Origin of the sequence: Aquimarina sp. TRL1, from assembly GCF_013365535.1 — a bacterium.
GTDB classification, from domain to species: domain Bacteria; phylum Bacteroidota; class Bacteroidia; order Flavobacteriales; family Flavobacteriaceae; genus Aquimarina; species Aquimarina hainanensis.
In genome coordinates this window covers 4,967,824-4,987,740 of record NZ_CP053590.1, presented here as the reverse complement: position 1 = coordinate 4,987,740, position 19,917 = coordinate 4,967,824, and the positions used below count along the sequence as shown (strand labels likewise).

Genomic DNA, 19,917 nt, shown 5'->3' with positions numbered 1-19,917 from the left:
GCAAAAATAGGATAATTGCTAAGATAAAGGTCGTTTTGAAATGAAAAAATTAATAAAGATTTAGTAATTTGCGCTCAACTTCATTTAGGATGATTTCTCTCCTGGAGTAGTATTCAAAGTAGGAATCGAAAAGTTTTATTTTAATACGTGATAATAATGGCAATTTTAAATAAAAAGTCATCACAAGAATTAATTGATTTAGAAGATAAATACGGAGCTCATAATTACCATCCACTTCCTGTGGTATTGAGTAAAGGAGAAGGAGTTCATGTATGGGATGTAGAAGGTAAAAAGTATTATGATTTTTTAAGTGCGTATTCTGCGGTTAATCAGGGACATTGTCACCCTAAGATAGTGGGAGCAATGGTGGAACAGGCTCAAACTCTGACATTGACTTCCAGAGCTTTTTATAATGATCGATTAGGAGAGTACGAAAAGTTTGCGACAGAGTTTTTTGGTTTTGATAAGTTATTACCAATGAATACTGGGGCTGAAGCTGTAGAAACAGCATTGAAATTATGTAGAAAATGGGCTTATGAGAAGAAAGGTATTTCTGAAAATGAGGCGCAGATTATAGTTTGTAAGAATAACTTCCATGGAAGAACTACTACGATCATATCATTTTCTAATGACCCAGTAGCGAGAAAAAATTTCGGACCATTTACCAATGGTTTTATAAAAATTGAATACGATAATCTAGTAGCATTAGAAGAAGCATTAGCGAAGAATAAAAATGTGGCTGGGTTTTTAGTAGAGCCTATTCAGGGAGAAGCAGGAGTATATGTTCCTTCTGAGGGATATTTAGCAAAAGCGAAAGCTTTGTGTGAAAAGCATAATGTACTTTTTATTGCAGATGAAGTACAAACAGGAATTGCCAGAACAGGAAAGTTACTTGCGGTAGATCATGAAAATGTAACTCCAGATATATTAGTGCTAGGAAAAGCATTGAGTGGAGGAGCATATCCTGTATCAGGAGTGTTGGCTAATGATGCTATTATGGATGTTATAAAGCCAGGAAATCACGGGAGTACTTTTGGAGGGAATCCAGTAGCTGCTGCGGTTGCAATAGCAGCCTTAGAAGTGGTAAAAGAAGAAAAGTTAGCAGAAAATGCAGAGGAACTTGGTCGCTTGTTCAGATCAGAGCTAGAGACATATATTAAAGATTCAAGCATTGCTACTTTAGTAAGAGGAAAAGGGCTTCTCAATGCAGTTGTGATTAATGATACAGAAGAAAGTGATACTGCATGGAACATTTGTGTAGCATTAAAAGAAAATGGATTATTAGCAAAACCAACTCATGGAAACATTATCCGTTTTGCTCCACCATTAGTAATGAATAAAGAACAGTTGCTGGATTGTGTGGCTATCATAACAAACACATTGAAGCAATTCGAAAAATAAACAATGTATTTTTACTCGATAATCGAAATGTAAAATACATCGAGGTTTGCCTCGAAATAAAAAACCTCGTTTTTCACGAGGTTTTTTATTTGATATAATATTTCACTGTATCGTTTTTTGATGTAATCTTATATACTTGGAAAAAGTATAAGTATTTTGAGCTGTTTCTCGAAAGGTTGCTGATAGTATCAGGATTTAAATACACTCAAGAAACCGTTTTGAAATAAAAAAGATCTTTATGCAATCATTTATTGATAGTACTGACGTGCCTTACTGCCCAATATGAGTTAGTGCAGCATACGATCGACCTAATTCAAAACCTAAATAAGTTAATAACAAAGCCAAAGCAAATGTTATTATCAGAATATTTAAAGGACTTATTTTATTAAGAAAGTCAGATAATTTGAGTGGAGTTCTTTTTTTCATGGTTATGTTTATTAGCAAGTTGATAATGACCTAATGAACAAGAAAATTACCAAACAGTAATATTTTCTAAATATGTTGATTAATTTATTAAACGGGTTGATACTGATAGGGTAATAAATGTTCTTATTAAGATCATTTCTTAATAACAAATGTAAGGTTTAATTTGATGTAAAACAACGTACTAAGGAGGGGATTTTTCCCCTTTTTTAATTTAATATTATCAGCAGAGTAACAGGGATTTAGCATCATTGTTATTTTATACTCTGAATCGTTATTTTAAAAGGTTAAGATTTTGTTTTTATAAGAGTATTTTGTCAGACTAAAGTATCGTCATAAGAAGAAAGTGTTATGGGTAACAAAGATACGGACTGTTTGTTGACCATATTGCCTAATTATGGTGCTAAAAAAGTAAAAGGATATACATCTATGTTTCTTAGAATCCAAAATAAGATTACAATGATTCCGATGATTAAAGGGGTTTTGGGGTGGTGTATATAGTTATAATATTTTTTTTGGAAGTATTTGTTGACGAACTGAATTCCAAAATTGTAAAGAATAACAGTAATTCCCAAAATATATAGGGCGTTGTGGTTGATGGTTTCAATAATATTGAAATGCAATAACTGATGCATTGCTCTTTGACTTCCGCATCCGGGACAATGGAGTCCTGTTAAACAATAAAAAGGGCACTTAGGGAAAATATTGCTTTCTAGTGGGTTGTATAAATAATATAGGGATAAAAGCAATATAACTCCTATCCCTATGTATATATGTTTTTTATTCATTTAGTACGAATCTCTCTAGTATGATCCTCCTCCTAAAGCAGCCATTCCACCAACTAATACTATGAAAAGGATATATAATACGATAAAAACAGCACCACCAATTACAGCATATCTCATCCATTTTTTAGCTTCGGCAGAAGCTTTTTCTGCTTCGGCAAAATTACCAGAGTCATATGCAGAGTTTACATTAGAGGCTTTGATGATAGCAACAATTCCTAATGGTAGGCAACAAAATAATGTTGCTAAAATAGATTCTACTAAATAATTCTTAGGTCTGGTTGGGTTACTTTCCATAGGTTTAATTTAATTAAAGATAATATTCATTTTTATAAAATACCTTACAATAATTGTAAGTATGCGATTAGTGATCCGTAATTTTTTTATTAAAGAATCACCTTTAAATCTAACAAAAAAATTAACAACTAAGAATATAAATACAATATAAGAAGTGGATATATTGCTGGGGGTATATAAAAAGCCTTTAAAAAATCACTTTTTTAGAAGTAATAATAAGGCTCTTTGAAAACCACATCTCATACAATCAATGCCGAACAATTTTTAGTTAGGCAGAAAAGTATTTATTTTTCACGAAGCAAGCTGCTTAAAAACTTAATTGTTATCTAAGGAGTATGATGCCAAAATCAATACCATTTTTGGTAAAAAAAATAAATTAGGTAATTGATGTTAGATGTTTCCCCTTTTATGAACGCAATATACATAATGTGTTTCTAAGAAAATGTTAATGTTTTAAAAAGTATAATTTAATATGTTTGCACTATGAATATGCAAAAAATAAAAAAGTACAGTAGTTTTCTTTTCGTAATAATTGGAGGAGGTCTCTTGCTCTATGAGGTATCCAAAACCGATAAGAATTATTATTTTCAGGTAATAGGAATCGTATTATTGATGAGTGGATTATTTTTGTTTAATACGAGAATAACTTCTAAAACGATAAAGGAAGAAGAGAGTTTTGTAAAAGAAGAATTTTTAGAAGAAGAATAAAATATGTTGAAAAAGGGGGATGTGGTTTCTTTAATTGATGAGCCTCTAACAGGAATCGTAGTGGCAGTTAAAGGGGAAGAAATTACTTTAGAAACTGAGCAAGGTTTTTTGTTAAGTTTTTTGAGTACCGAAGTTGTTAAAATTGATCAGGGGGCAATGGAACTTCCATCATATCAACAGGTATATGATAACTTACAGCAAAAAGAGGATTTTAAAAAGAAAACTAAAAAGAAAGCGCCAATAAAGAGAAAAGAGAGAAATCTTCCTCCGATGGAAGTCGATTTACATATTCATAAGCTTGTAAAATCTAAAAAGGGGATGTCGAATTATGATATATTGACAATTCAACTTGATACAGCAGAAAGACAATTGAATTTTGCAATCGCGAAAAGAATCCCCCGAATAGTGTTTATTCATGGAGTTGGACAGGGAGTTTTGAAAGAAGAGTTAAAAACCTTGTTTAGACGTTTTGATAACATTCGGATATCAGAAGCAGACTATAAAAAATATGGATTAGGAGCTACGGAAATATACATTGTCCAAAATCCAAACAAGTAATACAGGTTCTTTTTTTATTTGTCAATAACTACTTCGTCGGTCCCCAGGCTTAATTTTTCGACCCTGTAATTAATGTCGGGTCCTTCTAAGGTGATATTGAATAAATCAACAGTTCTCGAATGAATTTCTGTAGTATCAGTTGTTGTTTTTAAGGTGTAGGTGATGACCGCAGTTCCATTAGTACTAATAAATTCATTGATCACATTGGCATCACTGGGGGGAATACTAGAGCAAAAATAAGTATCTCCATTTATAACTTTGTTAAAAGCACGATAGGTAACAATATTAGTAGAACTATTAAGAGGAACTGTTACTGGTTTACTAGGGATTGTATTTATATTAAAAGAAGTACTAGTGAAATTTAATGAAAGAAATTCTTTGTTATCATCTTTTATTTTGTAAAACACAAAACTATTACTACTATCGTTCGTACAGTTTTGCATAGCAGCAGAAAAATCGATAGGTTGATTTATAATCTCACCTTCACTACAACTTATAAAAAGAATAAGCGAAAAGCATAACGATAAAATATACGAGTTACGAATCATTTGTTTTTATTAGGTAGTGTGTTGTTATTCTTTTTTTGTTTCTATAGATTTTGTTGTTTCTTTTGTTCCGAAAGAAAAACTATCATCCTCAAAGTTCTGATTATTACCATCAATAACAATATTATTAATAGTAATAATAGTTTGATAAGTGGTCTTTACAGTATTGTTTAGAGAAGCGGGCATTTCTATATTAGTATCAGTAGCTTCTTTTTGTCTATAATCAGGAATGTTGTCACCATTTACATCATCTCTGGGATTCCCGTTTTGATTAGTGTCTTCATTTCTGGTAGGAATACCATCATCATCATCATCACTTTCTAAATAATCAGGGATACCGTCACCATCAGTATCTCTGGGAGAATCATCATCAGGGATATCATTAGGTAATTCGGCACTGGTTAGGATGTTATCGTTATCATCATCTTGGTCCTTGAAATTAGGAATACCATCCTGATCCGTGTCATCATTGGTGAAATCTCCATCTTTATTAAGGTCTTCATCTTCAGCAGGAACTCCGTCGTTATCATCTTCTAATATGATTTTAGTAGAGATGACAGCATTTCCTTCTTTGATAACTAATTCCTCAATGACGGATACTCCGCTAGGAGGAATGGTATTACAAAAGTAGGATTTATCAATTTTGTCAGTGAATTTTCTATAAACCAGGATGTTTGTCTCTCCATCGAGTTTTATTGTAATTGGAGTAGGTGTTTCTTTGCTTAAAGAGAAGGCGTCACTGATAAAGTTATATGAAATAGCTTCATTAACATCCGAGTTTATTTTATAAGCGACAAACTCATTTTTTTTTGCCCCATTACAGATTTCCAAACTACTATCGTCAAAATTAAAACTGGAAACTAATATATCTCCGTCATCACAGGAAACCAATAAGAGGTGTGCAAGTAATAAATAAGAGAATCTCTTCATGTATATTATTTTTAGTGTAATAACCTTTTACTGATCAATTATAGTAATATCATCAGAAGCGTTGTTAAAGACGTTAAAAAAAATGAGTTATTACAGAAAATTTATTTTTTTTGACAAAAATAAAGGAATTGAAAGATTATAGGGTAGCGTGAGGAAAATAATTTTATTTAAACTAGCTTTGCTGGAAAGTAAAGAAAATTTATAAAAGGATAACGGGTCTTTTCCTATCTCGGGATACGTTTCTTTTTGTTTAAAAAAACTAAAATAAAACATGAGAAAAGTTTATTTAGACAATGCCGCCACTACGGAATTAAGACAGGAAGTAATAGATAAAATGGTTGCCGTATTAAAAGAAGATTATGGAAATCCATCTTCTACTCATGGGTATGGGCGATCAGCTAAGAATTACATAGAACAAGCACGTAAGAATATAGCGAAATCACTAGGGGTCAAAGCTTCTGAAATTATTTTTACATCAGGAGGTACCGAGGCGGATAATTTAGCATTAAACAGTGCTGTTAGAGATTTAGGAGTGAAACATATTATTACTTCTAAAATAGAACACCATGCAGTATTGCATACCGTACAGGAATTAGCAATGTATTGCGGAGTTACTGTAAGCTATGTCAAAATTAATAGAGACGGGAGTGTAGATTACGATCATTTAGAATCGCTTTTGAAAAATAGTACAGATAAGACTTTGATTAGTCTTATGTATGTGAATAATGAAATAGGAACTATTTTGGATGTAGAAAAAGTAGGAGACCTAAGTAGGGAATACAATGCATTATTTCATTGTGATATGGTACAGGCAATAGGACATTATGAAGTAAATTTAAGTAAACTTAATGTAGATTTTACAGCCGCAAGTGCTCATAAATTTCATGGACCTAAAGGAGTTGGTTTTTCTTATGTAAGGAAAAACTCAGGGTTAAAGCCACTTATTTTTGGAGGAAGCCAGGAACGCGGAATAAGAGGAGGGACAGAGTGTGTTCATAATATTGTAGGAATGGATGAAGCACTGCGGATCACAAATGAAAAATTAGCAGAAGAAAAAGCGTATGTATTAGAACTTAAGCAACATTTTATCGATACGCTAAAAAATAATATTGAAGGAATAAAATTCAATGCGAAATGTGATGACCCTTCACATAGTACTTATAATTTATTAAATGTAAATATTCCCATTTCGGAAGATAAAAGAGAAATATTGTTATTTCACCTGGATATTAACGGAGTTGCTTGCTCTAAAGGGAGCGCTTGTCAGAGTGGAAGTAGTAAAGGCTCTCATGTATTAGTTGAGGTATTAGATGAAGCAGATTTGTGTAACCCTTCAGTGCGATTTTCATTCTCTATTTTTAATACCAAGGAGGAAATAGAGTATGTAGTATCTGTATTGCAAAAAATAATTTCAGGCGCATAAAAAAATACCTTATAAAATGAAAAGAGGCCCTGAAAAGGTCTCTTTTTTTATGATAGATTTTTTTAATTAAGTTTAAAATTTCATACCAATCCTGAAATTTAAAAGACGAGGAGTTAAAAAGTTTGGAATGGCATATTGTAATTGACTTGATGCGTCTCTGACAAATGTGTTAGTAATAGAGTTTTGGTTATCAAATAGATTGAAAACTTCAAGCCCCAGTGTTAATTCTTTAAAATAATTCAGAAAATGTCCTTTTCTATAGGTTTGGTTTTGATCTTTGAGTACGTACGAGATTCCTAAATCAGCTCTTCTATAGTCTCTTAATCGTGTTTGAAAATCGTAAGGATCTGCATAGCTGGGAGAACCTCCTGGAACCCCGGTTTGATATAAGAGATTGAGGTACATTTTTAAGTTGGGAATGGTAGGGACATAATCCTGAAATAGTAATCCTATTTTTAGGCGTTGATCTGTAGGTCTGGAAATATACCCTCTGTTGTCAATATTTTCTTCTGTTTTTAAGTAACCTAAACTCACCCAGCTTTCCGTACCAGGAACAAATTCTCCATTAATTCTTAGATCAAGTCCCTGTGCATAGGCTTTGGCATTATTGTCAGCACGATATCGGATTCGTACATTTTCTATCGTATAAGGGTTTACATCAGTAAGTTTTTTATAAAATACTTCAGAGGTTAACTTAAAGGGTCTTTCCCAAAGCTCAAAACTGTATTCATTACCTAGTACAATATGAATAGACTCCTGAGCTTTTACCTCTGGTCTGATGGTTCCGGTAGCATCTCTTAGTTCTCTATAAAATGGTGGTTGGTGATACCATCCTCCTGATAGGCGAAAAATCATATCTGATTTCCAGTTTGGCTTTATAGCAATCTGTGCTCTGGGGCTTATCACTACCTGCTGATCACTTTTGGTATCCCGGTCAGTAACCTGCCAACTTTGTGCTCTTACTCCGGCATTTGTCCAAAATTCATGATCGTTAATATGACCTCTGTAGCTATATTGAACAAAACCGGACATACGATCAATTTTTGTAGCATTTGTTGCTCTGATGCTTGTAAAAGGAACAATAGGACTGGCATAAGGAATGTAAGGTTGTTCATTCTTATAATCGGGGAGAGGAGGACGAACAGAAAAACCAAGAGAATCTATAATTTCATACTCTTGAATTCGATCTCTAATATCTTCTTTTGTATATCGAACACCCCATTCTATCTGATTTTGATTTTTAATATAAGATCCTTTATGCTGCACATTCATGATTAAGGCATCCAGATCATTCCTAGCATGTGTTAATTGTGAACCAATTCCTTTGGTAAATTCGATTTCACCAAGATTCTCACTTCCTATATCTGTGTTTACTGTCCCCAGTCTATAAAAGGCGAGAATGTCATAGTATTCTTGTTCCTGAGTTTGGTAAATAGATGAAATTAGTTTTAAAGTGAGTTCATCATTTACTCTATAGGTTCCTTTTAAAGCTCCGAAGTATGTATTGTATTTATCTTCCTCCTGCCCATTATAATGAACAGAGAGGGCAATGGGTCTTTGTATTGTTCCAAAATTAGTTTGTCGGGTTAGTGGTTCATAATCATAGGTGTTAATTGCTAAGTTCCCAAGAAACCCAACTTCAAACTTTTTGGAAAGGTTGTAGGAAATGTAAGTCTGAACATCTGCAAATTTCGGTCGAAAATTTGTTTCTGTTTGCTTTGCTTTTACAAATAAGCTATTATCTCTGTAACGAAGACCGATAACTGCCGCTAATTTTTTGTTTTTAGAAATACCATGAGCCGAGACACTACCGCCTAATAAACTCATATCTGCACTACCCCCAACACGGGTAGGACGCTTATAGGTAATATCTAATACCGAAGATAACTTATCTCCATATTTAGCCTGAAATCCACCAGAGGAAAAATCGACATTATGGACCAGGTCAGAATTGACAAAACTAAGCCCTTCCTGTTGCCCGGAGCGAATTAAAAAAGGACGATATACTTCTATTTCGTTTACATAAACAAGGTTTTCATCAAAGTTTCCCCCTCTAACCGAATATTGTGTACTCAATTCATTATTAGAGCTGACACCAGGGAGGGTTTTTAGAAGTCCTTCTACTCCAGCATTTGCAGAGGGAGTAATTCTGATAGTCTCAGGATCTAGTGTGGTAATTCCTTGTACAGCTTTTCGTTCTCTACCAGAGATCACAACTTCTCCGATTTGTTGAATGTCTGTTTTAAGGACCGGGTTTAATTCATATTCCTGATTTTCCTCTAATTTAATAGTAAAGGTTAGATTTTTTAAACCGATATGAGAAATTATTACGGTAATTTCCTTGTTAGAAGGGATCTCTAATTCATAAACCCCTGATTTGTCAGATTGCACTCCATGATCTTCATAAGAAATGGTTGCTCCGGCAATCGGAGTTTTAGCTTCATCTAATACAATACCTTTTAGGTAAGATGTTTGTGCAGTAGATGTCAGGATACATCCAAAAACAAATACGAAGAAATAGAAATATGTTTTTTTCAAAATGTCTGGTTATGGTTTTCTGAAGAAAGTCGCTTCATAGGTTGATTTATTTCCTACCTTATCTAACACAATAAGTTTAAATTTATTTTCTGAAGCATTGATAATTTTGTCATTAAAGTCATAGACAAGCATCCCTGTTTTGTAATCATATTCCATTAAAATAAACTTCCCGTTGATGGTTCCTCTGTAGCTAGAGATTCCTGTTTCAGAATCGTTTATTTTTAATTTTAAATACTGAGCTTGTGTCATCCATTTTTTATCAGCTACATTGATAGGGACAATAGTAGGTTTTTTTGTGTCTGAGAAAAGACTATAGGTACCAAATGATTTTGTTCGTAAGGAGAACTTACTTCCTTTTTTGCTGGTTGTTTGGTAAGAAGGAGGTTTTCTGTTATTAACTCTTCCTATGAATAATTTTTTTCTGTCTTTTTCTGTGTATTTAGAAACGTCAAAGACTAAAGTCATTTTTTTATGAAGTGGAGTTTTACTATTGTGTACTTTAATAGTATCTCCTTTTGTGGTAATATCTAGAAAAACATCTTCATATAAACTGCCTTTAGGAATTAGAAGGTTGAAACCATTAGCAGAATAGGTGAAATTCTGACTTGGTTTAGCATAATAAGACGTTTTTAAAATTTCGTTTTTAATTACGTTATCAACTTGCTTTCCGTCAACAGGAATAACGATGGTAGAGGTGTTTTGTTTAAAATCCTTTACTTTGATAGTAATAGAATAGGAGAGGCTGTCCTGAATTGTAATCACTCCTTTATTAAGAACGTCTTTATAGATAGATAAAGGATTGTTTCTTTCAATAAAAAGCTTACTGATTCTACTGCTATTTTGTTTGTAATAAGAGAAATCAATAAGGCGGTTAATATATCTGGTTTCAGCAAAAGAAAATCGATTCATTTCCAGTGAAAAATTCTTTTGTCCGTTCACAAAAGTTTCGATAGAGAAAATTCCATTCTTATTTGTTGTTAAATCTTGTTGATCAATTGTAGAAATACCAATACCAATATTTCCAATTGCATGAATTTTGGAAGCGGTATATGTACCATCTTTTTGTGGGGACAATGTTAGCCGTTGTGGCTTTTGGTGTCCGTTAACATGTGTGTTATTTCCGAGTGTATAGACCCAAACACTGTTAATTATTGGTTTCTTGGAATCTTTAACATCGATACCAAAACTCATTGGGTTCATAGGACGAGCGCTGGAATCTCTAATTTCGAAATGAAGGTGTGGACCTCCACTGCCTCCAGTATTTCCACTGTAACCAATAATGTCACCTTTTTTAATTTTAAAGGATTCTGACTTAGGAAACAATTCTATTTGATACGATTCTTTTGTGTACTGTTTTTTCTTTACATAAGCTTCTATTTCAGGGGCGAATTTTTTTAAGTGTGCATAAACAGTTGTATATCCATTAGGATGGGTCAAGTATAAAGCCTTACCATAGCCGAAACGGGAAACTTTGATTCTGCTGATTCTACCTGATGCAGCGGCGTATACATTTAAGCCTTCTCGTTTTTGTGTTTTTAAATCTATTCCTGAATGAAAGTGATTCGATCTCAATTCTCCAAAAGTACCAGAGGTAGCTAATGGGATGTCCAATGGATTCATGAAGTAATCATTTGGAACTTTTTTTTGAGCAAAAACAAAAGAAGATATAAATAAAATGAAAAATGATAGTACTCGCATATTTGGTGTAATGAGTTTTTTGAGTATAAAGCTACTTAAAATTTACGCGATAATCGAGATTTAAATGTTCTGAAACGGGCTTCAGAATTAAAAATCATTTCCGGTCTATTGCCTGATGTGTTTTACTACAGTGTAATTTGTTTTATATCAGATGTTTTCTAGTGCTTCGCTTATAGCGTTTTTGAGAAACCCTCCAGAGCCGATTTTAGTTCTTATCTTATAAATGTTCTCTTTCATGGATAGATACTCCTGTTCAGTTATTTTTTGTAATTGATTATCGAGATCTTCAAGGTTGGATACAGTAATACCAATATTGTTTTTTAAGACAAAATCGCTAATAGCGGCTTTATCCCATACAATAATAGGAAGTCCACATAAAATGTAGAGAGAGGTTTTGTGCGGATTGTTGTATTTTAGATACTGACCATATTGACCAGAACATTCTTCGGTGGATATTCCATCCCATACCAACCCAAAAGAACCTTTTATGTGATACGCGACTACATCAGAGGGAAAAGCTCCTTCATAAGAAATAATCGAATCTTCTTTCTTTACACGAAGTTTATCGTAATCAAACCCTACGCCATATAATTTCATACTAAAATGTTGATTGGGTACGGTATCCAGATCATAGATATAGGCATTTTTTCCATGTGCAAACCCACCAGCATATACAATTTCATATTTTTGATCAGTAGCATGTGTGTCATTTTGCATCGGAATTCCTTTGGATGGTAGATAGTCAAAAATATCGAGTACAGTAATAGGGATAGAAGTTCCCTGATTCAGAAACCACTGCTTCATAGATTCGTTATGTACAATAATCGCATCTGTAGTAATGATCTTGTCTAACTCTTTTTGTATGTTGTTTGTTCGCCCTTTTAAAGCTCTTACATCGTGTACAATTGTAATAATAGAACAATTTTTTAGTTTAGCTATTGCTATGATGTAACTTCTGAATTTGTTAAAAGGATATTGCGTACATAGTGTGCTTTTAACCGGGAGTCGTAACAATGCATATGTAATACCGAAAAAGTTTTTAATAGTACCTATGGCAGAGTTAGGGATTGCTGATTGAGAAAAACCTATGTTACGAAAACTTATTTCTTTTAAAATATCTTCACAATCAATTTTAGCCTTTCCAGCTGCATTAAAAACAGATTTGTAGTTCCTGGAAATAAAAAATTTTTTATTCATCGGTTGAGTTTGGTTGGTATTTGGGAGGGGGAATATACAGTTTATTTTTTTATGTAGTAACGGGATAAATCAGCATGTTATTTTATTTCTTGAAACGGGTTTGCTAAAGAATCAAGTTAGGTGTTTGATTTGATAAAATTTCTTTTTTAATTCTTTCAGGTATAATAAAAATTATATTTTGGGCTCTAATATACAAGTCAAACATGATTAAGGATAGCAAAGAGGAAAGAAGAGAATATGATTATTTGATAGTAGGAGCCGGGTTGTTTGGGAGTGTTTTTGCCCATGAGATGACGAAAAGAAAGAAAAAATGTCTGGTAATTGATAGAAGAAATCATCTGGGAGGAAATGTCTATTGCGAGCATATAGAAGGCATAGAAGTTCATAAATACGGAGCGCATATTTTTCATACCAATGATAAGAAGATATGGGACTATGTAAATCAGTTTACTTCATTTAATAATTATATAAACTCCCCATTGTCGTTTTCAAAAGGAAAGTTATACAACCTTCCTTTTAATATGAATACATTCTATCAGTTATGGGGGGTGAAAACACCGGCAGAAGCTAAGAGGATTATTAATAAGCAAATAGAGACTTATGGAACCAAGTCCCCTGAAAACCTGGAAGAACAAGCCTTGTCTTTAGTAGGAAAAGATATTTATGATACTTTAATCAAAGAGTATACAGAAAAGCAATGGGGTAGGAAGGCTGTAGAATTACCTGCTTTTATTATAAAACGCCTCCCTGTTCGGTTTACTTTTGATAATAATTATTTTAATGATCGCTATCAGGGAATTCCTAAAGGAGGGTACAATACGATAATAAATGGACTTTTAGAAGGAATAGAAACTAGGACAGGGGTAGATTTCTTTGAAGAACGTTCTGTACTGGAAGCATTGGCAAAAAAAGTGGTGTATACTGGTAAGATAGATGAATTTTTTGGGTTTAAATACGGGGCATTGGAGTACCGCTCGCTTCGTTTTGAACATGAAATATTAAATACGGATAATTATCAGGGTAATGCGGTTGTAAATTATAATGACAAAACATATGATTATACAAGAATCATAGAGCATAAACATTTTGATTTTGGAAAACAAGATAAGACTGTTATTACAAAAGAGTATCCAGAAGCCTGGACACTAAAAAAAGAAGCGTATTACCCTGTGAATGATCATAAGAATCAGGAAATTTTTAAGAAGTATAAAGAAGCGTCTATGTGTTTGGAAAATATTATTTTTGGAGGTAGGCTGGCAGAATATAGGTATTATGATATGCATCAAATCATAGCTTCTTCTCTGACTAAAGTAAACCAAGTGCTGCAAAAAGAAACCATAGGGTAAATAAAGCGTTTTTTTGAAAAAAAAGCTGGTATTAATGAAATGTTAAAGCCCTTTAATGGTCAGTATTTTGAGACACTTTAAATTAGTTTAAAAACTATTGTTTTTTTTGAATGGGTATCTTAACTTTGTACCGATAAGTATTGGCGTTATATAAATGAGTAGTAATCTGATTGACATAGTTAATGCTCTTGAAAGTAAGATAGAGAAGTTAGTCCAAAAATGTGATTCTTTGGAAAAGCAAAATATTGAGCTCAAGGCAACCATCGAAAATCTGAATGATAAATCAGGTTTTCAGGAAGATCAAATCAGGCAATGGGAAGAGAAGTACACTGCTCTGAAAAATGCTAATGCTATATTAGGCAGTGAGAAATATAGAAGAGAAACAAAGCTTAAGATAAATTCCTTAATAAAGGAAATCGATGTGTGTATTGCTCAATTATCTGAATAGTAAAATATGACCGATAAGTTAAAAATAAAATTATCAGTTGCAGATAGAGTGTATCCGTTAACAATTAGTCCGGATCAGGAAGAAGGGTTGAGAAAAGCGGCAAAGAAAATTGAGGCAATGATTAAGCAGTTTGAGCAGAGTTATGCGGTAAGAGATAAACAAGACGTTTTGGCTATGTGTGCCTTGCAATTTGCAGCGCAAGTAGAACAAAAAACAATAGATAAAGATAACGATATGAATGAAGTAACAGACAGATTAATTCTGCTCAATGAGATGCTTCAGGATAAATTGTCATCAAGTTCATAAGAAATACAAAATAACAAGGTTACTGCCTGCACTAGTTGTTATTTTTTGATAAACTCAACAAGAATTAATTAAAAAGGGTGAGTTTAAGTTGTAAAAGCAAGCCTCCTTAGAGGGGATCCTTGATCAGCTTGTTAGCCCTAAACCTGTTTTTACAGAGTTTATACAAAACCAATACTAGTGCAGGCTTTTTTTTATTTAAATATAGATTTGAAATTATGGATAACATTATGTTTTTGATTGTGGCAGGAATAATTGGCTTGGGAATAGGTTTTGCTATAGCCAAGGTTCTTGAACGCAATAGAGCATCTCAATTAATTGGTAATGCAAAAAAGACATCAGAAAGCATTATTAGAGACGCAAAGAGTGAAGGAGAGTCCATTAAGAAAGATAAAATCTTACAGGCTAAAGAGAAGTTTATCGAATTGAAATCCGAACATGAAAAAGTTATTTTTTCGAGAGATAAAAAAATGGCAGAGGCCGAAAAAAGGACCAGAGATAAAGAATCACAAGTTTCTAACGAATTAGCGAAAAACAAAAAGTTAAACGCTAGTTTAGAAGAAAAGATAAAGAACTATAATCATAGAAATGAGTATCTGGAGAAAAAGAAGAACGAAATCAATAAACTTCACAAGAGCCAGGTACAGCAATTAGAAGTTATTTCGGGCTTGTCTGCTGATGAAGCTAAAGGGCAATTGATTGAGTCACTTAAAGAGCAGGCAAAGGCAGATTCTATGACTTTGGTACAAACTGCTATAGAAGAGGCTAAGCTTACGGCGCAACAAGAGGCTAAAAAAGTAATTATAAATACGATTCAGCGAATAGGTACAGAAGAAGCGGTAGAGAATTGTGTTTCTGTTTTTAATATCGAAAGCGATGATGTAAAAGGACGAATCATCGGTAGGGAAGGAAGAAATATTAGAGCGATAGAGGCTGCTACCGGAGTGGAGATTATAGTAGATGATACTCCTGAAGCAATTATCTTATCTTGTTTTGATTCTGTAAGAAGAGAAGTAGCGAGATTGTCATTGCATAAATTAGTAACAGATGGTCGTATTCACCCAGCGCGAATTGAAGAAGTGGTGAAGAAAACAAGAAAGCAAATCGAAGAAGAAATAATCGAAGTCGGGAAGCGTACTGTTATTGATTTAGGGATTCATGGATTGCATCCTGAGTTGATCAAGATGGTAGGTAGAATGAAGTATCGTTCCTCATATGGTCAGAATTTATTACAGCACTCGCGTGAGGTGGCTAAGTTGTGTGGAGTGATGGCAGCAGAGTTAGGTTTGAATCCAAAATTAGCAAAAAGAGCTGGATTGTTACATGATATAGGGAAAGTGCCGGAGACTGAAACAGAGGTGCCGCATGCTATATTAGGGATGCAGTGGGCAGAAAAATATGGAGAGAAAGCCGAAGTGTGCAATGCTATTGGGGCGCATCATGATGAGGTAGAAATGACGTCTTTGATTTCTCCGATTATACAAGTTTGTGATGCGATTAGTGGAGCTAGACCAGGAGCGAGAAGACAGGTATTGGATTCGTATATTCAGCGATTGAAAGATCTGGAAGAAATCGCGTTTGGATTTAGTGGTGTGAAAAAAGCCTATGCGATTCAAGCTGGTAGAGAATTAAGGGTGATTGTAGAGAGTGAAAAGGTGAATGATGAAAGAGCAGCTAGTCTTTCTTTTGAAATCTCTCAAAAGATACAAACTGATATGACTTACCCGGGGCAAGTAAAAATAACGGTTATTAGAGAAACGAGAGCTGTTAATATTGCAAAGTAAATAAGTAAAATTATATAAAAGGAAAGAGGGGCTTAGCAGCCCCTCTTTTTTTGTTTTTAGGTAGTATTGGTTATGATTGTACTGTAGAGGATTCTATCATCTTGTCTTTCCATATTAATGCGTCTTCCATTGTTCGGAATAAAGCGAATTCTTTTTTGAAAAAAGGTTTTTCTAATTGAGTTAGCGTTTCTTGCATTGGGTTATCTGAGACGACAGCAAAGGCAATTAAATTGGGTATTTTGGAAGTCTCAATATAAACGGTTGGATTAACAGAGTATGAATTTACTCTGTGGGTGATATAAACAAACGGCTTATCTTGAAAATGAAGATCAACTACTTGTTTTAATATTTTGTTGTGCTCGGGGACGATGGTTGCGCCTTCATTTATGATTGTTTTTATGTAATCACTATGTATTTCAGCTGCGCAAAAATCAAAGTTGTAAGATGTTATCATTAGTTAAGTTGTTACCATAGCAAATATAAAGGTTAAAGTATATAAATAAAGGGCTTGCAAGCGTTTTATGGGATAAAAAAAAAGCATTGAAAACAACTGTTTTCAATGCTTTTTTTTATTGTATTAACAACGTTTTTTAAGAGAAATGCTGTTACTGTTTAGTTTTCAGACTCTTCTGCTTTTTTTATAGAGATACTTAGCTCGTTGCTGTCATCTTCCAGATCCATAAAAATAGCATCCCCTTCTTGCAACTTAGAAGTAATGATTTCTTCTGCAAGTGCATCTTCTATGTATTTCTGAATCGCTCTTTTCAGAGGTCTCGCTCCATACTGTTGGTCAAACCCTTTGTCAGAAATATAATCTTTTGCTTTCTCACTAAGTGAAAGGTTGTATCCAAGGTTTTTAATTCTGGAGTATAGTTTCTTAAGCTCGATGTCTATAATCTTATGGATATCTTCTCTTTCAAGTGCATTAAAGACAATAACATCATCTACCCTGTTTAAGAACTCAGGAGCAAATGCTTTTTTCAAGGCACTTTCAATAATCCCTTTAGCGTGTTCGTCAGACTGCGATTTTTTAGCAGAAGTTCCGAAACCTACTCCCTGTCCGAAATCCTTAAGTTTACGAGCACCTATATTAGACGTCATAATGATAATAGTATTCCTGAAGTCTATTTTTCTTCCCAGACTATCTGTAAGATACCCGTCATCTAATACCTGAAGCATCATATTGAATACATCTGGATGTGCTTTCTCTATCTCATCTAATAAGACTACTGAATATGGCTTTCGTCTTACTTTTTCAGTCAGTTGTCCTCCTTCTTCATATCCTACGTATCCTGGAGGGGCTCCAATTAATCGGGATACAGCAAATTTTTCCATGTATTCACTCATGTCTACACGGATTAAGGTGTCTTCGCTATCGAATAATTCTTTAGCGAGAACCTTTGCTAACTGAGTTTTTCCTACTCCGGTTTGTCCTAGGAAAATAAAAGAACCGATAGGTTTATTCGGGTCTTTTAACCCAGCTCTGTTTCTCTGAATTGCTTTTACAACTTTGTTAACAGCCTCATCTTGCCCAATAACTTTACCTTTAATTAAATTTGGTAATTCGGCTAGCTTGTTACTCTCTGTTTGTGCAATACGATTTACCGGGATTCCAGTCATCATAGATACTACATCAGCTACGTTTTCTTCATCAACTGTCTCTTTGTGTAGTTTAGATTCCTTTTCCCATTGTTCCTGTGCAATACCTAGTTCTTTTTCCAGGTTTTTCTCATCATCTCTCAGCTTGGCAGCTTCTTCGTATTTTTGCTTTTTAACAACGCTGTTTTTTAATTCTTTAACCTCTTCCAGTTTTTTCTCGAGATCTAGAATCTTTTTAGGAACATCAATATTAGTAATATGAACTCTTGATCCAGCTTCGTCTAAAGCATCAATTGCTTTGTCCGGAAGAAAACGATCGGTCATATATCTATTCGTTAATTTTACACAAGCTTCAATTGCTTCAGGAGTATAATTAACGTTGTGGTGTTCTTCGTATTTTTCTTTGATGTTGTTTAGGATTTCTATCGTTTCTTCGATATTAGTAGGTTCTACTATTACCTTTTGGAAACGTCTTTCCAAAGCCCCATCTTTTTCTATATATTGTCTGTATTCGTCTAGTGTAGTTGCTCCAATGCATTGTATTTCTCCTCTGGCTAAGGCAGGTTTGAACATATTTGAAGCATCAAGGCTTCCGGTTGCTCCACCAGCTCCAACAATGGTATGGATTTCATCAATAAAAAGAATAATGTCATCATTCTTTTCCAGTTCATTCATAACTGCTTTCATTCGCTCTTCGAACTGACCTCTGTATTTGGTTCCGGCAACTAAGCTGGCTAGATCTAAAGTTACAACCCGTTTGTCAAATAAGATACGTGACACTTTACGTTTTACAATGCGAAGGGCTAGTCCTTCTGCGATAGCAGATTTACCAACTCCAGGTTCTCCTATTAATAAAGGGTTATTCTTTTTTCTTCTACTAAGAATTTGAGAAACACGCTCTATTTCTTTAGAACGACCAACAACAGGGTCGAGTTTTCCTTCTTCTGCCATAGCGGTAAGATCTCTACCAAAATTATCTAAAACCGGAGTTTTGGATTTTTTATTGGTTTTGGTTCCGCTTCCTGGAGAGTTGAATGGATTTTCTTTGCTTCCTTCTCCTGCCATATTGTCGTCATCTTCAGAAAATGATTCTGCTTTAGGTCTCTCTTCGATGTATTCTTCTTCGTTTGTGATCATATACTTAAATTGGTCCTTAACGTTATCGTAATCAACTTTTAGTTTATTTAAGAGTTTGGTAGTTGGGTCATTTTCATTTCTTAAAATACACAATAACAGATGGGCAGTATTGATAGACGAGCTTTGAAAAAGCTTAGCTTCTAAAAAGGTGGTTTTTAAAGCGCGTTCTGCTTGTCTTGTAAGGTGTAGGTTTTTTTTCTCATTGAATGTGATTGTTACATTCGGATTAGCGGGGCTTAGAATTTCAACTTTTCTTCTAAGGTTGGTTAAGTCTATGTCCAAAGCATCGAGAATGCTTATCGCCTTTCCACTTCCGTCACGTAATAATCCCAACATAAGATGTTCTGTGCCTATGAAGTCATGACCTAAACGCAAAGCCTCTTCTTTGCTATAAGCAATCACATCTTTTACTCTAGGTGAAAAGTTATCATCCATAATTCAGTTTCTTTCTTTGTTATAACTAAAGTAATGATTTTTAAACAGACATCACAAAAGTTATTCCTTTTAATTATTTTAAAAATGTTTCTGGCTAATTATCACGATTTTGTCATGATGACAGCATGGAGATAATTATAAGGTGTCAGAAAATAGGTTTTATTCGATAAAGCTGTTGAATACAAGCTTTACGGGTAAATAGACAAAAAAAACTTTAATAATCAAAATCTATATTTGTAGACTTATTAACCATGTGGTATACGATAGTTGTTAATAAATTACCTATATTACAGTACGTATTGGCTGTTAAAACCGTCTTAATTTACTTAAATTAGCGCGTTGAATAAGTCAATTTAGAATAA

General features: G+C 33.8%; 17 protein-coding genes, 1 other RNA gene and 1 pseudogene. 10 read left to right on the top strand and 9 right to left on the bottom strand.

What is annotated here, in order from left to right; genetic code table 11:
• The first annotated feature begins 156 nt into the window (after positions 1–156).
• Together rocD and HN014_RS22685 are read left to right on the top strand one after the other, a co-directional pair.
• Positions 157–1,401: an ornithine--oxo-acid transaminase gene (gene rocD / locus HN014_RS20580; RefSeq protein ID WP_176030713.1), complete on the top strand. Its 1,245-nt coding sequence runs from the start codon at positions 157–159 to the stop codon at positions 1,399–1,401.
• A 774-nt stretch (positions 1,402–2,175) separates the two neighbouring features.
• Entirely contained in the window at positions 2,176–2,325 is a 150-nt protein-coding gene (locus HN014_RS22685; RefSeq protein ID WP_254884053.1) for a hypothetical protein, read from the top strand.
• 62 nt (positions 2,326–2,387) lie between these two features.
• On the opposite strand, the pseudogene HN014_RS22825 reads toward HN014_RS22685, so the two are convergent.
• Both HN014_RS22825 and HN014_RS20570 read right to left on the bottom strand, forming a co-directional pair.
• Positions 2,388–2,612 (bottom strand): annotated as a pseudogene (locus HN014_RS22825) (DUF2752 domain-containing protein); the annotation flags it as partial.
• Positions 2,613–2,627: 15 nt separating this feature from the next.
• A complete protein-coding gene (locus HN014_RS20570; protein WP_176030711.1) occupies positions 2,628–2,906 on the bottom strand; it encodes a CD225/dispanin family protein in 279 nt (92 codons plus the stop codon).
• Between the two features lie 489 nt (positions 2,907–3,395).
• Here HN014_RS20570 and HN014_RS20560 point away from each other — a divergent pair, with 489 nt between their 5' ends.
• The gene (locus HN014_RS20560; RefSeq protein ID WP_176030710.1) at positions 3,396–3,614 is read left to right on the top strand and encodes a hypothetical protein; all 219 of its coding nucleotides are present in this window, start codon (positions 3,396–3,398) and stop codon (positions 3,612–3,614) included.
• Between the two features lie 3 nt (positions 3,615–3,617).
• Complete coding sequence (locus tag HN014_RS20555) at positions 3,618–4,172, top strand: Smr/MutS family protein (RefSeq protein WP_176030709.1); 555 nt, start codon at positions 3,618–3,620, stop codon at positions 4,170–4,172.
• A 14-nt stretch (positions 4,173–4,186) separates the two neighbouring features.
• On the opposite strand, the gene HN014_RS20550 is transcribed toward HN014_RS20555, so the two are convergent.
• Positions 4,187–4,720 (bottom strand): hypothetical protein, encoded by a 534-nt coding sequence (locus HN014_RS20550; protein ID WP_176030708.1) that lies wholly within the window; start codon positions 4,718–4,720, stop codon positions 4,187–4,189.
• 24 nt (positions 4,721–4,744) lie between these two features.
• Positions 4,745–5,647: a hypothetical protein gene (locus tag HN014_RS20545; RefSeq protein ID WP_176030707.1), complete on the bottom strand. Its 903-nt coding sequence runs from the start codon at positions 5,645–5,647 to the stop codon at positions 4,745–4,747.
• 271 nt (positions 5,648–5,918) lie between these two features.
• Between HN014_RS20545 and HN014_RS20540 the strand changes: the two genes are divergently transcribed.
• The gene (locus tag HN014_RS20540) at positions 5,919–7,070 is read left to right on the top strand and encodes a cysteine desulfurase family protein (RefSeq protein ID WP_176030706.1); all 1,152 of its coding nucleotides are present in this window, start codon (positions 5,919–5,921) and stop codon (positions 7,068–7,070) included.
• 72 nt (positions 7,071–7,142) lie between these two features.
• On the opposite strand, the gene HN014_RS20535 is transcribed toward HN014_RS20540, so the two are convergent.
• The 3 genes from HN014_RS20535 to HN014_RS20525 all read right to left on the bottom strand — a co-directional run bounded on the left by HN014_RS20535 (position 7,143) and on the right by HN014_RS20525 (position 12,503).
• Positions 7,143–9,608 carry a carboxypeptidase-like regulatory domain-containing protein gene (locus tag HN014_RS20535; protein WP_176030705.1) on the bottom strand — a complete coding sequence of 822 codons (2,466 nt, stop codon included), beginning with the start codon at positions 9,606–9,608 and terminating at the stop codon, positions 7,143–7,145.
• A gap of 9 nt (positions 9,609–9,617) precedes the next feature.
• Positions 9,618–11,306 carry a M23 family metallopeptidase gene (locus HN014_RS20530; RefSeq protein WP_176030704.1) on the bottom strand — a complete coding sequence of 563 codons (1,689 nt, stop codon included), beginning with the start codon at positions 11,304–11,306 and terminating at the stop codon, positions 9,618–9,620.
• Positions 11,307–11,453: 147 nt separating this feature from the next.
• Complete coding sequence (locus tag HN014_RS20525) at positions 11,454–12,503, bottom strand: beta-1,6-galactofuranosyltransferase (RefSeq protein ID WP_176030703.1); 1,050 nt, start codon at positions 12,501–12,503, stop codon at positions 11,454–11,456.
• Between the two features lie 203 nt (positions 12,504–12,706).
• Here HN014_RS20525 and glf point away from each other — a divergent pair, with 203 nt between their 5' ends.
• The 5 genes from glf (at position 12,707) to rny (ending at position 16,384) form a co-directional block, all read left to right on the top strand.
• A complete protein-coding gene (gene glf / locus HN014_RS20520; RefSeq protein ID WP_176030702.1) occupies positions 12,707–13,849 on the top strand; it encodes a UDP-galactopyranose mutase in 1,143 nt (380 codons plus the stop codon).
• A 229-nt stretch (positions 13,850–14,078) separates the two neighbouring features.
• A complete protein-coding gene (locus tag HN014_RS20515; RefSeq protein WP_254884052.1) occupies positions 14,079–14,297 on the top strand; it encodes a hypothetical protein in 219 nt (72 codons plus the stop codon).
• Positions 14,298–14,303: 6 nt separating this feature from the next.
• Complete coding sequence (locus HN014_RS20510) at positions 14,304–14,603, top strand: cell division protein ZapA (protein WP_176030700.1); 300 nt, start codon at positions 14,304–14,306, stop codon at positions 14,601–14,603.
• Positions 14,604–14,655: 52 nt separating this feature from the next.
• Positions 14,656–14,763: non-coding RNA, 6S RNA (ssrS, locus tag HN014_RS20505), on the top strand.
• A gap of 55 nt (positions 14,764–14,818) precedes the next feature.
• Entirely contained in the window at positions 14,819–16,384 is a 1,566-nt protein-coding gene (rny, locus tag HN014_RS20500; protein WP_176030699.1) for a ribonuclease Y, read from the top strand.
• Positions 16,385–16,454: 70 nt separating this feature from the next.
• Here the strand turns inward: rny and HN014_RS20495 are convergent, their stop codons facing one another.
• Positions 16,455–16,838 (bottom strand): hypothetical protein, encoded by a 384-nt coding sequence (locus tag HN014_RS20495; protein WP_176030698.1) that lies wholly within the window; start codon positions 16,836–16,838, stop codon positions 16,455–16,457.
• 158 nt (positions 16,839–16,996) lie between these two features.
• The gene (locus HN014_RS20490; RefSeq protein ID WP_176030697.1) at positions 16,997–19,555 is read right to left on the bottom strand and encodes an ATP-dependent Clp protease ATP-binding subunit; all 2,559 of its coding nucleotides are present in this window, start codon (positions 19,553–19,555) and stop codon (positions 16,997–16,999) included.
• Positions 19,556–19,917: the final 362 nt, after the last annotated feature.